The sequence below is a fragment of the Endozoicomonas sp. 2B-B genome (assembly GCF_053470045.1).
Genome location: NZ_JBLZMU010000001.1, coordinates 3,121,163 through 3,136,210, shown reverse-complemented (window position 1 = coordinate 3,136,210; position 15,048 = coordinate 3,121,163). Strand labels below are relative to the sequence as shown.

Sequence of the window (15,048 nt, the reverse complement as noted above, 5' to 3'; positions counted from 1 at the left end):
ATAAAATACCCCTGAAATTCAGGAAGCCACTCTACGGCCCGGCAGGGCAATATCTTCCATCCGCTGAGGGAAATCACCTGTCTGACGATCACTGAAGTAATGGCGAAGGGTGCGACTGATGGTGTTGAAAGCCAGCTGATCCCAGGGAATCTCTTCTTCACTGAAAAGGGCCACTGCTTCACTTTCTTCACCGGCGCTGTATTCGGGTTTATCAAGATGAGCCAGAAAAAATACCGAGAGTTGGCTCACATGAACAATATTAAACAGGGTATATAGTGATTGCAGAGTAACCTCGGCTCCGGCCTCTTCCATGGTTTCCCGCAGGGCAGCCTGCTCAAGGGTTTCTCCCAGCTCCATAAAACCGCCGGGTAATGTCCAGTAACCCCTGCGTGGTTCGATAGAGCGTTTGCAAAGGAGCACTTTACCTTCATAGACTGGCAGACAACCGGCAACGATTAACGGATTTTGATAGTGAATTTTGCCACAGTTGTCACAAACATCACGTAACCGGTTATCGCCACAAGGAACTTTCTTACTGACCTTAGCACCACACTCACTGCAGAAATTCACTGTTTTTCCTTCTAACTATGAAAATCTTTCTTCACCTTAACCTGATTCATACCTGAAGTCACTTGAATCAGAGTTGGTGTAGAAAATGCTTATCATTTCTTTACCAGATGGATCATGCCGTAAAAAATATCTGTGTTATGATCTTTTCAAAGCCTGAAAAATTAGTGTTGCACCCACGGAAGCTTAGCTCTGCCTGGTGTTACTGGCAGTCTGGTACCCAAGGTCGATAACAATAATGTTCCAACGGCGCCTTTTTTCAATGTCACTAAGTACTCAGCCTTACGGAATCGAATACTTCCGGCTTATTGGGCAGGTGCTCTGCAAGGCGCAACGCCGGGAGCATAGCAAGCTATGTGACCAGGATTGCAACGCAGTCTGAGTGCCTGAACAATGAGTCGGAAAATATGATTCCGTATGGTTGAGTACTTATGTTTTCTGAGCATCTGAATGTCGCCAAGAAAGCCAGAGATTCACTTGTTATATGTTGATTACAGATATAGAACGAAGACTCCACAAACATCAGCCAAGAAGTATAGACACTCCTCTACCGGAAGCCGCAGTACTGATACCTCTGGTGACTAATGGCCAGGGACAGGCCACCGAAATAATCCTTACCCGAAGGGCTTCGCACATGAACAAGCATAGCGGTGAAGTGGCATTTCCCGGTGGCAAACGGGAAGATGACGATCATAATCTGATTCAGACCGCCCTGAGAGAATCCCAGGAAGAGATTGATCTGAACCCTGCTTCCGTCCATATATTGGGCACCATGGGTCCAGTTATTTCCCGCTTTGGCATCAAGGTGATCCCTGTCGTCGGTTCTGTACCGGAAAACCTGTCACTCAGCGCAAACATTGAAGAGCTGGACCGCATTTTTCACGTCCCACTGGAGTTTTTCACCAATCTGGACAACCTGCAGTTTCACCATTGGAGCATGAACGATAAAACCTACTCCATGCCCTCTTATCAATACGATGAATATCTGATCTGGGGATTGACGGCCATTATGCTGGTAGAATTTCTGAATGTGGGATTAAACACCACTATTCCACTGGATGCCCCTCAGTTTCATGCCAGCCACAGTTTTACGCAAAACCGCTAACTTTCGGATGGCCTGAGGTTAAAGTCCATTTTACAGAATAAGTGACTCAGGTTAAGCAGTGAAAATTTTCACTGCTTTTACTCGATTGTCCTTGACCTGCATAATCTCAAACCGGTATTCGCCTACTTTGAGACAGACACTGGACTCCGGTATAAACTGCATCATCTCGGTGATCAAACCGTTAATTGTTCTGGCATCCCCGGTGGGTAATTTCCAACCCAGAGAACGGTTAATGTCTCTTATGGATGCAGAACCATCAATGATGTAAGTGCCGTCTTCCTGAGGGGTAATATCCTGGCTGGAGTCGGAAACATCGGTAGTAAAGTCACCCACAATTTCTTCCAGAATATCTTCCAGCGTCACCAGGCCCAGAACATCGCCATATTCATCGACTATCAGCGCTACACGCTCTTTTGACTTCTGGAAATTAAACAGCTGGGTATGCAGGGGGGTGCTTTCAGGAACATAATAAGGCTCTGTGGTTTCCTGCAGGAGAAGCGCTTTGTTGACTTCTTCCTGACTCAATAGTCGCGCCACCTTTCGCATATGCAACATGCCCACAAGATTGTTCACATCGCCACGATAGACTGGCAAGCGGGTGTGCTGACAGGCCCTTAACTGCTCCAGGATATCCTTGATGTCATCGTCAATATCAATTCCGAAAATTTCATTTCGGGGTACCATGATATCGTCTACCCGGACTTTCTCCAGATCCAGAATACCCAGTAACATTCCCCGTCTTTTCTGCGGCAATAACATGCCGGGGTCGGTCACAATGGTGCGCAGCTCTTCAGCGTTCAACTGATCCTCGGCAGCCTGACCGGGTTTGATACCAAAAGGTCTCAGCAGGAAACCACAGACCCAGTTTAAAACGACCACCATGGGATAGAAGAGTTTCAGCAGCGGCGTCAGAATAAAAGAGGCAGGAAAAGCAATCTTTTCAGGATAGAGCGCGGCAACTGTCTTGGGTGTTACCTCACCGAAAATCAGTACTGCCACCGTCAGACCCAGAGTAGCAATTGCAATACCGCTATCCCCCCAGAGTCTCACTGCCACCAGAGTGGCCAGGGCAGAAGCCAGGATATTGACAAAGTTGTTGCCAATCAGAATCACACCAATCAGTCTGTCGGGGCGTTCAAGCAGTTTATGAGTCCGCATGGCCGCTTTGTGATTCTTGCGAACCAGATGGCGAAGGCGATAACGGTTGATCGCCATCATGCCGGTTTCCGAACTGGAAAAAAAAGCCGACAACAACATTAAAAGGGCCAATATGGTTAAAAGAAGACTGGTAGATGCTTCGCTCAAGGCTGAAATCGCTCGTTAAGATTCTGTTTATGAAAGCGCTGATTCTAACGTTTCATACTCTAAACCCCAAACACTTTTATCGCTCTTCCTGACTCAAATAGAGCAAGGTCAAAAAAAACAATGTGGCCACCCTGAAGCCTGGCTGAATACCACTCCAGCTGCGAGACTGCCAGGCCAGAAACCACTCTCCCGAAATTCCCATAAAGGCCAGAAACCAGAGCATGATGCCCAGAGTCAAACCCAGCAGAGCCAGACACTTGCTTTCATGGAAATTCTCACCGTGCAGATTGAAGAACATACAAGCGACACCCGTCCAACATAAAAGGGTTATAATGGCTTCAATAGCAATAATCAGGCTGTAAGCAATTTTCCAGACCATGGGATCATGAATTGCTCGCCATTCTGCCTGAGCATGGTTCCCGGTTGTATCCATACTCATCACATGCTGGACATAAAGGTAATTGCTCTGGTGGTCCATCAGATTATTAAACACAACCAACGTACTAAATAGAGCAACACCCGCCGTCAAGAAAATTTTACTGAGCTTGGTGGCTATTATCATTTTCATAGCCATAAACAATAGACCGACTTACAGACATCTCAAGCTGCCGGAAAAAAAAAGAAGTACCAAGAGAGATTAAGAGGAGCAGGAAACAGAGTCTGCCCCGAAAAGGCTCATCTAACCAGGATAAAGTCAACAACCGTCCGCCAGCCAAAGTAAGCCACCAACAACAGGACAAAACCGGCAACCGTCCAACGCATGGCCTTTTGTCCTCGCCAGCCATTGACCCAGCGCCCAATCAGCAGTGTCGTAAACAGCACCCAGGCCACCAGAGAAAGCACTGTTTTGTGGAACATATCACTGGCAAACATATTATCGATATACAGGAAGCCTGAAATCAGCGAGAGGGTCAGCAGGATCACTCCTACAGATAGAAACTCGAACAGCAATTTTTCCATAGTCTGCAGGGGCGGCAGGGCTTTTAGCAGACGCTTTTGATTGTGACTCCTCAGCTGCTTCTCCTGATAGGCCAGTAGCAGTGACTGACACACGGCCACCATCAACAAACCATAGGCCAATACCGACAGCAGAACATGCACCACCATCAGGGTGGGTGAATGAAAAATGTGTTCCAACGGAGCCAGCCAGTCCGCCAGAACCGAGATGATGGTAAAAGGCAGAATCGTAACCAGCAGACTTTCAGAAGGCTTTCGCAAACTGCTGAGCAGTACTACCAGTGTGACTATCAGTGTCGTCAAAGAACCGATCGTGAGAATACCAAGGTTGGTCCCTTTATCGGTGTGAATAGAAAAATAGAGCGAAAAAGCATGTAAAGCAGCTCCGACTGTGGTTGCCAGCAACACCACCTTTCGAGCGCCACCGCGACCAGTAATTCTTCCCCATTGGCAGACCATTCCCACCGCATAAAAAATAATGGCACCGATGCTGACGAGCATGAAATTCATTGATTCTTTTATAACCTCCATCTGAAATTTTCCTGATGGCGAAACCGTCACAAAGCCACTTAGGAAGATGCAAACCAGAGCTTGCCATGTCCAAATCTACACAAGAACCACTTTGTTTTCATCCATCAAGTGGAAATACTGTCTCTGCCGGGACCCGATACTGCCCCTTTTGCGCTGGATTGGATATAATGACTGCCAATTACGTACTTGCACCTTACTTCAAGGTATTTCCAAGGTAACTGGATGTTCGAGAATTTAACCGAACGCCTGTCGCAGACGCTTCGTAACGTCACCGGCAAGGCGAAACTGTCTGAAGACAATATTAAAGATACCCTGCGCGAGGTTCGCAAGGCTCTGTTGGAGGCTGACGTTGCGCTGCCGGTGGTCAAAGAGTTCATCAACCGGATCAGAGAGCGGGCGATTGGTCAGGAGGTACAGGCCAGCCTGAGCCCCGGCCAGGCCTTCGTCAAGATTGTTCAGGCAGAACTGATTTCGGTCATGGGCGAAGCCAATGACCAGCTGAACCTGTCGACCCAGCCACCTGCCGTCCTGCTGATGGCCGGTCTGCAGGGTGCCGGTAAAACCACCTCTGTGGCGAAACTGGGCAAGTTCCTCAAGGAACGCCACAAAAAATCTGTGATGGTCGTCAGTGCCGACATTTACCGTCCGGCAGCGATCAAGCAATTGGAAACGCTGGCGGGTGAAGTCGGCGTCGATTTCTTCCCATCCAGCAGCGAACAAAAACCCGTTGATATTGCCACAGCAGCCATTCAGGAAGCTCGCCTGAAACACATTGACGTGGTCATTGTCGATACCGCCGGTCGTCTGCACATCGACAGCGATATGATGGCTGAAATCCAGGCATTGCACGGTGCCATTAATCCTGTCGAAACCCTGTTTGTGGTTGACGCCATGACCGGCCAGGATGCCGCCAATACCGCCAAAGCCTTTGGTGATGCGCTGCCCCTGACCGGTGTCATTCTGACCAAGGCAGATGGTGACGCACGCGGAGGTGCCGCCCTGTCAGTTCGCCATATTACCGGCAAGCCAATCAAGTTCATGGGTGTCGGTGAAAAGACAGACGCTCTGGACCCCTTCCACCCTGACCGTATCGCTTCCCGAATCCTGGGCATGGGTGACGTTCTCTCCCTGATTGAAGAAGCTGAACAGAAGCTCGACAAAAAGAAAGCCGACAAACTGGCCAGCAAACTGAAAAAGGGTAAAGGCTTTGACCTGGAAGACTTCCGTGACCAGCTTCAGCAGATGAAGAAAATGGGCGGCCTTGCAGGCGTTATGGACAAACTCCCCGGCATGCCGGGTATGCCAGCCAACATGCCCGGCCAGATGGACAACAGGATTTTTGTCCAGATGGAAGCAATCATCAACTCCATGACCCCGGCTGAACGTGCAAATCCGGATATTATGAACGGCTCTCGCAAGAAGCGCATTGCCTCAGGTTCCGGCACCCAGATCCAGGACATCAACCGTCTGATCAAGCAGCACAAGCAGATGAGCAAGATGATGAAGAAAGTCACCAAGAAAGGCGGCATAAGCAAGCTAATGCGCGGCCTCGGTGGTATGAAAGGTCAGATGCCCGGCGGCATGGGCGGCATGATGCCTCCAGGCGGCGGTAAGAAGTTTCCATTCTAGCAGCCTGTCGGACTTAAGCGTCCGTAGCGAGGATTGCAAGAAATTGAGGATAAAAATCTCTGTTTCTGAGGAGAATAGCGAGCTATTTGACGAAGAAACAGGGATTTTTAGACCAATTTATTGCAACCGCAGTAGGACAGTCTTAAGTCCGACAGGCTGCTAGCCCTTCCCGAAAACTTTATGGCCAGCCTGACCCACTCGCTCCCTCGCTCTGAGGCTGTCGCAAAACTCTAACAACTCGTTCCCACGCTCTGCGTGGGAATGCATACCTCCCCTGAAAAGCGGACTCACGCGAGATGGGTATGGGTTCCCACGCTGGGACCCACAGGACCTGAAAGCAAGGGAACCAGAGTCAAATCATAACAAGCCCGTCGTTTTAGCCCACAGAAACTGCCCTCCCCTCATTCCATAAGACTTTCCGCAACAAGATAAGTGTCGGGCATATTGTCAGCGGGACAGTTATTCCTTAGAATATGCGCCCTTCATGGCTCACTGCATGTGCTCCATGAACCTGAAAGCGGTGAATGCTGCTTTCAGAGACAAGTGTTGCCGGACATCACGATTACAGGAAATTATTCCATGGTAACAATTCGTTTAGCTCGCGGCGGTTCCAAAAAGCGTCCGTTCTACCACCTGACTGTTGCTGACAGCCGTAAGGCTCAAGGTGGCCGTTTCATCGAGCGTGTAGGTTTCTTCAACCCCACTGCCCGTGGTCAGGAAGAGCGTCTGCGTGTGGATCAGGAGCGTGTTGAGTTCTGGCTGAGCCAGGGCGCTACCGTATCCGACCGCGTTAGCAAGCTGCTGAAAGACGCCAAAGCAGCCTGAGGTCAGATTTGAACAACCCTGAGCCGTTTAGAACAGCCCCGGGCCGTTTAAACAACCACCTCAAAAAGGAACAGAACCAGTGAAAAAAGCATCAGCAACCGCTCAACCCAAACAGGTTGTCCTCGGAAGTATTACTGGTGTGTACGGAGTAAAAGGCTGGGTGAAAGTGTATTCACACACCAATCCCATGACCAATATTCTGAACTACAAACACTGGATTTTGCGCCAGGATGGTCGCCAGCAGACCATTGAAGTCGATCAGGGCCGCCGTCAGGGCAAGGGACTGGTCGCACACATCGCCGGATGCGATGACCGGGATATCGCCCGCCAGTTCACTGGCTCAGAAATCCTCATCGCTGAGAGCGAACTGCCCCCACTGGCTGATGACGAGATATACTGGCATCAGCTTGAAGGTCTGGAAGTGAAAACCGCTGACGAGGCGGGCAAGGAGCTTCTGCTGGGCAAAGCCAGCCACCTGATGGAGACAGGAGCCAACGACGTATTGGTCATCAAAGCCTGCAAGGGCAGCATCGACCGACGCGAACGACTGGTCCCCTGGTTACTGGATCAGGTGATTATGGAAGTGAATCCGGAAGCAGGATTCATTCGGATTGACTGGGATCCGGAATTTTAACCGTTATGAGTGAAACTGACATGGACAGCCCTGGTCTGATTAAAAGCCCAGAGCCTGCGGACAGCCTTGAGCCGTTAAACAGCCCTGAGCCGTTAGACAGTCCTGAGCCGCAGAACAGCCATGAACAATCACCCGTAACAGCAGATATGTGGTTCGGTGTAGTCACCCTCTTCCCGGAAATGTTTCGGGCCATTACCGATCACGGCATATCCGGCCGTGCTGTAAAGGAGGGAATTGTCTCGGTAGAAACCTGGAATCCCAGGGACTTCACCCACGACAGACACCGGACTGTGGATGACCGACCTTACGGCGGTGGTCCCGGCATGTTGATGAAAATTCAACCTCTGCGTGACGCCATCCATGCAGCCAAGAAGGCTGCAGGAGCCGATGCCACGGTAGTATACCTGTCTCCCCAGGGACGCCTGCTTGACCAGGCCGGGGTTCAGGAGCTGGCCGCCAGAAAGCGGCTTATTCTGGTATCGGGGCGGTATGAAGGTATTGATGAGCGTGTAATCAACGAAGAAGTCGACGAGGAATGGTCGATCGGTGATTACGTGTTAAGTGGTGGCGAACTCGCCTCCATGACTCTGATTGATGCAGTTTCACGCTTTGTACCGGGCACCCTGGGTCACAAGGATTCCGCATTAGAGGATTCCTTTGCTGATGGCCTGCTGGATTGTCCGCACTACACCCGCCCTGAGGTTTTCAAGGGGCAGAGAGTGCCGGAAGTCCTGTTGTCTGGGGATCATGCAAAAATTCGTGCATGGCGCCTCAAACAGGCACTGGGCAGAACCTGGTTGAGAAGACCGGACCTGTTGCAAGACAGAAAACTGACCCGTGAAGAGGAAAAACTGTTGTCTGAATTTATTCAGGAGCATCATTCTTCGGATAGCCACAGCAAGGCAGACTCGACGAGCGGAACACTTGACTAACGGGAGCAAGATTTAAAATGAGCAAGAACAGAATCATTGAAGCGCTCGAACAAGAGCAGATGACCAAGGAAATCCCGAGCTTCGGCCCTGGTGATACCCTGGTCGTACAAGTTAAGGTTAAAGAAGGTAACCGTGAGCGTCTGCAGGCGTTCGAAGGTGTCTGCATTGCCAAGCGTAATCGTGGCCTGAACTCCGCTTTCACCGTTCGCAAGATTTCCAGCGGTGTTGGCGTTGAGCGTGTTTTCCAGACATACAGCCCTCTGGTCGCTTCTATCAATGTGAAGCGTCGCGGTGACGTACGTCAAGCCAAGCTGTATTACCTGCGCGCTCTGAGCGGTAAAGCGGCTCGTATCAAGGAAAAGCTCAACTAAGGGACGCTTTTCGCCTCGCGCGGAAAAACTCTTTAGGGTTCTCCAAAACCCTGAGCATGACGCCCAGGGTCATAAAAGTTCTGACAATCCGGCAACCTTGTCAGTCCATAAAAAAAGCGACGAAAGTCGCTTTTTTTATGCCTTCAAAACAGAAAACAGCTTTTCATTTTCAGGCTTGTACTGTTTTCTTTACGATCCTTCCATATGCCGCAATAATGGAGACCTGAACCTGATATACAGATAATAATGGCCAATACCTCCATCGAACTGTTTCTCAACCACCTCTGGCTTGAGAAAGGCCTTAGCGAAAACACCCGCACGGCCTATAAAAACGATATAGAACAATTCGCTTCCTGGCTTTCTCAGAACAGACTCACACTTGAGAAATCATCTACTTCGGACCTGAGAAACTATCTGGCCTGGCGACACCAGCAAAAGTTTCAACCCAGCTCAACAGCCAGAGCACTATCCAGCCTGCGCGGCTATTACCGTTACCTTTTAAGAGAAAACATGGTCAGTCAGGACATTACTCAAAATATTGAGATGCCCAAACAGGGACGGCCTCTGCCCAAATCCCTGACAGAGACTGACGTTGAAAACCTGCTTGCAGCCCCTGATCTTGATACCGATTTAGGAGTTAGAGATCGATGTATGCTGGAGCTACTTTACGCCTGCGGACTCAGAGTATCGGAGCTGGTCAACCTCAACCTGAATCAAATCAACCAAAGGCAGGGCATCGTTCGTATTCAGGGCAAGGGTAATAAAGAGAGGCTGGTGCCTATGGGTGAAGAGGCCCTGAACTGGCTTCACCTCTACCTGAAAGACAGCAGACCCTTTCTGATCAGTGACCCGGAGAATCGGGTACTGTTTCCCGGCCGAAACGGCAGCCCGATGACACGTCAGACCTTTTGGCACCGGATCAAACAACATGCCATAACAGCTAACATTCAAAGCACGGTTTCCCCCCACGTTCTTCGACACGCCTTTGCTACCCACCTGTTGAACCATGGAGCCGACCTCCGGGTGGTCCAACTGCTACTGGGACACAGCGACCTTTCAACGACCCAGATATATACCCATATTGCCCGGCAGCGGTTGAGCGAACTGCATGAATCTCACCATCCCAGAGGCTGAATGCAGGTTCAGCCTTTTTAAACAGTAAAATACAAGACTAAGCTTCATTTGACAGACACCCATTGAACATCCGAATCCGGCTTCATCAGACCCAAAAAAAACAGATATTAAGTATTTAAAAGCATCACTATTTAGCAATTATAAGACCTAAGCCTTTTAATTTAGCCATTCGGATTAAAATCAGAAAACATTGTGTAGGCTTGCGCTTTGAACTTACCGGATACCATCAGGCTCTACCTGAGACCCTGGGCAGTTACAGCACTGCTGCTTTTGCCTTCTGCCATCCTGTCAACAGCCCAGGCAGCTGACAGATATGAAAAGTTAGCTAACATGTGTCGTGCCTGCCATGGTCAGGATGGTAGTAATAAGTTCAATACCATCCCGAATCTCAAGTGGCAGAATCGCCAGTACCTTTTCGCTCAATTACAGGCTTTCAAAAGCGGTAAACGACAGGACATCACCATGACTAAAGTCGCTCAACTGTTAAGTGAAGAAGATATGCTGCGTCTGGCTGACTTTTTCTACGAAGGCAAAAAGCCTTGAGCATACCCAAAGCCTCTGCAATCTGAACAAACCAGACACCAAAAGGTTAACCGGATACCAGACAATGAACAGAAGAAAGTTTCTACAGCAGGCACTGACCGCATCCGCTGCTTCCATTCTGTCTGTGAGGTGGGTTTTTGCTCAAAACCGTCCCCCGGGTCTGGAGCCTGTTGACATCTCAACAATGAAATGGGTCAGGGCGGAAGATCTGCCAGATTATTACACGGTATTGAATACCAACCCGTTAAATGCCCATCCTGCTGAGCATCTGCTGGACCCGGCAGTCACACCGGCAAACATAGCCTTTACACGCTGGAATGGTCAGATGCCGGATTTTGACAAGATAGACCCGAAGACCTGGACATTTACTGTCGACGGGGAATCCGTCGTCAAATCCAGGACTTATACCATTGATGAACTCAAAAGCAGGTTCAAACACCACAAACAGAACCTGGTTCTGGAATGTGGCGGCAATAGCCGTAAAAATTTTTTTCCCAACACCAAAGGCAACCAATGGAATAACGCTGCCGTTTTTTGCTCACAATGGACCGGCGTCCTGCTCAGCGATGTACTGAAAGACTGTGGCGTGAAAGACGACGCAGTTTACACCGGTAACCATGGGATTGATAAACAACTGAGCGGCACAGGACCTGCGATTTCGCGGGGTGTACCCATTGCCGCAGCCATGAATGATAACGCCCTGATCGCCTGGGCTATGAATGGCGAAGATATTCCATTTCGCCACGGTTTCCCCCTGCGCATTGTCTTTGCTGGCCGCCCGGCTTCTGTCTCCCAGAAGGCAGCCACAGGTATCAGTGTTCGTAACAAGGTGCATGATGGCACCAAGATGGCAGCACCGGCCTATCAGGTTCCCAGATACCCTATAGCACCCGGAGAGAAAGTGCCCAATGAAGATTATGAAATTATCGAAGAGATGATCGTCAAATCTCTGATCACTTTCCCGCAGAGCGGGATTGAACTGTCACTGGGTAAAACCCAGGAAGTGAGGGGGCACGCCTGGGCCGGTTTGCGAAAAGTCGTCAAGGTTGAAGTCAGTTATGACTATGGTACTCGCTGGCATCAGGCCGAATTGAGTCAACCGGTCAACAAGGGTGCCTGGCAACAGTGGCGCATAAATCTGAAGCTGCCAGAGCAGGGTTACTACGAAATCTGGGCCAAAGCCACGGACAGTGAAGGAGATTCCCAGCCTGTGGTACAACCCCAGTGGAATCCGAAAGGCTACCTCTTCAATGGCTGTCACCGAATTGCTGTGAGGGTTGCCTGATGCCGGACTTAAAAAAGCTCAAAATATTGATAGTCTCGGCGTTACTTTGTGGAGCAAGCCTGGCCGCACCCGATGAAGTGCCAAAAAAAGAGTACCCGGTTGATCCCGGGTCCGGACTGATAATGGCTCCGGGCTGGGAGATGGTTAACGCTCAGTGTAACGTCTGCCATAGCAGTCTTATTATCAGCCAGAACAGTGGTGACAAAAAAGCCTGGCGTGAGACCCTGCAGTGGATGATAGATACCCAGGGACTCTGGGATCTTTCTGAAACCTGGGAACCGATCCTGGACTATCTCAGCACCAACTATGGTGTGGCATATATTGATAGGGAGACTTTTCGAAGGCTCCCCCTGGACCCGGCATTAATGCCTCCACCCAGAAAGTAAAGACCCAACTCCGAACGGGTCATGGTTTATGTCGCCGCCTGTTAGAGCACTCACCACTCGTTCCCACGCTCTGAGGGTGTCGCAAAACACTGATTCCCACACTTTCAGGCCCTGTGGGTCCCAGCGTGGGAACGAGTTGTCTTCACTCCCGTCATTCCCGCGAAGGAGGCTGTCGTAGTCGGGCTGGTCTGTGACACCTTCATAATCGGCGAGGATGGCCAACAGAGGCTATGTTGGACGCTCTGCAGAAGTTCAAGAGACCTGACGGAACACAAAAGGAGATATCACAACCAACCAGTAGTCAATTTTCTGATTCATGACAGCTAAAACTGACAATTCCAATAAAGTGTCTAAACTTCTGCCCCAGAACCTACGATCATATTGGCAGTAGCTACCTGACTTGCTTCACACTGTCGGTCGAGAAAAAAACAATACCCAGGAGGATGACTCATGCGCCTAAGCACCCTGATCTTATCTGCCACTCTGGCGACTGCCCCCTTTTTGCGGGCTGCGCCATTAGCAGACCAGGTCACTCAAGAAGTACAAAATGCCATTACCAGTGAACTGAAAGGTCTGGATCCCAACATTCCCATTAAAAAGATTGAAAAGACTGGCTGGGAAGGCGTGTTCAGAATAACGCTGGAAGGCGGCAGCGTGATCCATTCCAATGAAACCGGCAAACTCCTGCTGCGTGGTGACATGCTGGAAATTAACAATGGCCAGATCGTTAACCTGACAGAAGAACTCCGTAATAAAGCCGTGGCAGACCAACTGAAGTCTCTGAAAAAAGAAGATCAGATTGTCTTTTCACCCGAAGAGGTCAAAGGCGTTGTTTATATCTTTACAGATACCGACTGTGGTTACTGCCGAAAGCTCCACCAGGAAGTGCCTGAACTCAATAATATGGGGATAGAAGTACGTTATCTGGCTTTCCCCAGAGGCGGAAAACAATCCCCCGCCTACGCCAAAATGGTTAATGCCTGGTGTTCACCTGAGAGAACGCAAGCCCTTTCAGAGCTGAAAAACGGCAAAGAGATTACTCATCAAGCTTCCAAAGAAGACAAAGATCAAACCCGATGCGAAGTTCTCGTTGAAGAGCAATTCGAGCAGGGCCTGAAGCTGGGTGTGAGCGGAACCCCTGCTCTGTTTCTTGAGAGCGGCAAAGCCATACCCGGTTACCGCCCAGCGGTGGAGCTTGCCAAAATTATGGGCATTACACCTCCTCCTGCCCCTGAACCAGCTCCTGACACTAAAGCTGACTCTGCGCCAAAGTCATAGAGTACTTCAGGGTGCGAACCTGCTTCGCACCTGCTTCCCAAATCAGTCATACCGCCATACATTAATAGCCTCTGATCGTCAGCAGGAACAGCGAAGAACCTGCAAACAGTTCGGGCAAACTATCGCTCTTAAGGCCGGTTTATGGCTATAATCCCCCATCCATTGATAATAAATCAGAGCGCTTTCTGTTTCTGAAAGCCGTCGACACAGACAGTGAGTTGAGATCAGCTCACGGGGGATAACAGTTTGAAACCGGTCAAAGTAGGAATATGTGGCCTGGGTACCGTAGGCAGCGGTACGTTTAATGTACTGACACGCAATGCCAGTAGCATTGCTGCACGAACTGGCAGACCCATTATTGTAGAGCAGATTGGTGCCCGTCGGGACAATCCTGCTGCTGATACCTCGACCACCCAAGTCACCCGTGACATCTTTGATGTCGCCCGTAATCCCGAAGTGGATATTCTTGTCGAAACCATTGGCGGATACGATGTTGCCAAGGAGTTGATTCTCACAGCGATCCAACACGGCAAACATGTTGTTACGGCCAACAAAGCGCTGATAGCCGAACATGGCAATGAGATCTTTCAGGCAGCCCGTGAAAAGAATGTCGTGGTTGCCTATGAAGCGGCAGTGGCTGGCGGCATCCCTGTCATCAAGTGCCTGAGAGAGGGTCTGGCAGGCAACCAGGTTAAATGGCTGGCCGGCATCATCAATGGAACCGGTAATTTTATTCTGACTGAAATGGGCGACAAAAATCGTTCATTTGAAGAAGTACTCGCCGAGGCCCAGGCCCTGGGGTACGCAGAAGCTGACCCCACCTTTGATGTAGAAGGCATTGATGCCTGCCACAAACTGACCATTATGGCTTCTATTGCCTTTGGTATCCCTCTGAACTTTGAGCGCGCCTATACAGAAGGTATCAGCCGTATAACTCCGGCCGATATTCAATACGCGCAAGAGCTGGGCTACCGCATAAAACATCTGGGCATTGCCCGACAGACTGATGAAGGCGTTGAACTCAGAGTTCATCCGACCCTGATTCCGGCTTCCCGACCACTGGCCAATATCAACGGCGTTCTGAACTCTGTTGTAATCAATGCAGATGCCATCGGTGAAACCATGATGGTGGGACCCGGTGCTGGCGCCGAGCCAACAGCCTCTTCTGTTGTTGCCGATATTATGGACATTGCCAGAGCACTGGCAACGCCAGAAGCAGCCCCTAACCCACTGGGTTTCTCCGAAGATCAGTTACAAAGCATTCCAGTTCTGGCCATCGGTGAAACACTGAGTCCCAATTATCTGCGCATCCATGCTGACGATCACCCTGGTGTCATGAATGCCATTACCCGGATTCTCAGTGACCGTGGGATCAATATGGATGCCATCACCCAAAAAGCGATCCGTGAAAGCGATGGCTTCGCTGACATTGTTATCCTGACCCAGACCATCAAAGAATCGGAGCTGGATAAGGCCATTGCCGAAATTGAAAGCCTGAGCGATATCCAGGCACCTGTCACACGCATTCGTGTTGAGACCATGGCTTGAAAACTGTCGTTTGTCAGA

Annotated in this window: 16 protein-coding genes; 12 read left to right on the top strand and 4 right to left on the bottom strand. The window is 50.0% G+C overall.

Translation table 11 applies throughout. The annotated features are described in order from the left end of the window. Positions 1-18: 18 nt before the first annotated feature. Positions 19-570 (bottom strand): NUDIX hydrolase, encoded by a 552-nt coding sequence (locus tag ACOMHB_RS12030; protein WP_422133496.1) that lies wholly within the window; start codon positions 568-570, stop codon positions 19-21. Positions 571-1,051: 481 nt separating this feature from the next. On the opposite strand from ACOMHB_RS12030, the gene ACOMHB_RS12025 reads away from it, so the two are divergent. Beyond that, the gene (locus ACOMHB_RS12025; RefSeq protein WP_422133495.1) at positions 1,052-1,672 is read left to right on the top strand and encodes a CoA pyrophosphatase; all 621 of its coding nucleotides are present in this window, start codon (positions 1,052-1,054) and stop codon (positions 1,670-1,672) included. A 51-nt stretch (positions 1,673-1,723) separates the two neighbouring features. On the opposite strand, the gene ACOMHB_RS12020 is transcribed toward ACOMHB_RS12025, so the two are convergent. From ACOMHB_RS12020 to ACOMHB_RS12010, 3 genes are all read right to left on the bottom strand, one after another. Then, the gene (locus ACOMHB_RS12020) at positions 1,724-2,977 is read right to left on the bottom strand and encodes an HlyC/CorC family transporter (protein WP_422133494.1); all 1,254 of its coding nucleotides are present in this window, start codon (positions 2,975-2,977) and stop codon (positions 1,724-1,726) included. Positions 2,978-3,053: 76 nt separating this feature from the next. Continuing rightward, positions 3,054-3,551, bottom strand: coding sequence for a DUF2165 family protein (locus tag ACOMHB_RS12015; protein WP_448216788.1), 498 nt, complete (start codon positions 3,549-3,551; stop codon positions 3,054-3,056). 101 nt (positions 3,552-3,652) lie between these two features. Beyond that, the gene (locus ACOMHB_RS12010) at positions 3,653-4,465 is read right to left on the bottom strand and encodes a cytochrome C assembly family protein (protein ID WP_422133493.1); all 813 of its coding nucleotides are present in this window, start codon (positions 4,463-4,465) and stop codon (positions 3,653-3,655) included. A 222-nt stretch (positions 4,466-4,687) separates the two neighbouring features. Between ACOMHB_RS12010 and ffh the strand changes: the two genes are divergently transcribed. The 11 genes from ffh (at position 4,688) to ACOMHB_RS11955 (ending at position 15,030) form a co-directional block, all read left to right on the top strand. After that, positions 4,688-6,094 carry a signal recognition particle protein gene (gene ffh, locus ACOMHB_RS12005; RefSeq protein WP_448216787.1) on the top strand — a complete coding sequence of 469 codons (1,407 nt, stop codon included), beginning with the start codon at positions 4,688-4,690 and terminating at the stop codon, positions 6,092-6,094. 579 nt (positions 6,095-6,673) lie between these two features. Beyond that, positions 6,674-6,919, top strand: coding sequence for a 30S ribosomal protein S16 (gene rpsP, locus ACOMHB_RS12000; RefSeq protein WP_317141840.1), 246 nt, complete (start codon positions 6,674-6,676; stop codon positions 6,917-6,919). A gap of 79 nt (positions 6,920-6,998) precedes the next feature. Continuing rightward, entirely contained in the window at positions 6,999-7,553 is a 555-nt protein-coding gene (gene rimM, locus ACOMHB_RS11995; RefSeq protein ID WP_422133490.1) for a ribosome maturation factor RimM, read from the top strand. A 146-nt stretch (positions 7,554-7,699) separates the two neighbouring features. Further along, on the top strand, positions 7,700-8,485 hold the full coding sequence (gene trmD, locus ACOMHB_RS11990; RefSeq protein WP_422137100.1) for a tRNA (guanosine(37)-N1)-methyltransferase TrmD: 786 nt from the start codon (positions 7,700-7,702) through the stop codon (positions 8,483-8,485). Between the two features lie 17 nt (positions 8,486-8,502). After that, positions 8,503-8,856 carry a 50S ribosomal protein L19 gene (gene rplS / locus ACOMHB_RS11985; protein ID WP_252180499.1) on the top strand — a complete coding sequence of 118 codons (354 nt, stop codon included), beginning with the start codon at positions 8,503-8,505 and terminating at the stop codon, positions 8,854-8,856. 246 nt (positions 8,857-9,102) lie between these two features. Then, entirely contained in the window at positions 9,103-9,990 is an 888-nt protein-coding gene (gene xerD, locus ACOMHB_RS11980; protein WP_448216786.1) for a site-specific tyrosine recombinase XerD, read from the top strand. Between the two features lie 207 nt (positions 9,991-10,197). Continuing rightward, positions 10,198-10,533, top strand: coding sequence for a c-type cytochrome (locus ACOMHB_RS11975; RefSeq protein ID WP_448216785.1), 336 nt, complete (start codon positions 10,198-10,200; stop codon positions 10,531-10,533). A gap of 64 nt (positions 10,534-10,597) precedes the next feature. Continuing rightward, a complete protein-coding gene (locus tag ACOMHB_RS11970) occupies positions 10,598-11,818 on the top strand; it encodes a sulfite oxidase (RefSeq protein ID WP_448216784.1) in 1,221 nt (406 codons plus the stop codon). Next, complete coding sequence (locus ACOMHB_RS11965; RefSeq protein ID WP_448216783.1) at positions 11,818-12,204, top strand: hypothetical protein; 387 nt, start codon at positions 11,818-11,820, stop codon at positions 12,202-12,204. Before ACOMHB_RS11970 ends, ACOMHB_RS11965 begins: the two co-directional genes overlap by 1 nt. A 450-nt stretch (positions 12,205-12,654) precedes the next feature. Next, on the top strand, positions 12,655-13,482 hold the full coding sequence (locus tag ACOMHB_RS11960) for a DsbC family protein (protein ID WP_422137815.1): 828 nt from the start codon (positions 12,655-12,657) through the stop codon (positions 13,480-13,482). A 246-nt stretch (positions 13,483-13,728) separates the two neighbouring features. After that, positions 13,729-15,030 carry a homoserine dehydrogenase gene (locus ACOMHB_RS11955; protein ID WP_448216782.1) on the top strand — a complete coding sequence of 434 codons (1,302 nt, stop codon included), beginning with the start codon at positions 13,729-13,731 and terminating at the stop codon, positions 15,028-15,030. Positions 15,031-15,048 lie beyond the last annotated feature (18 nt).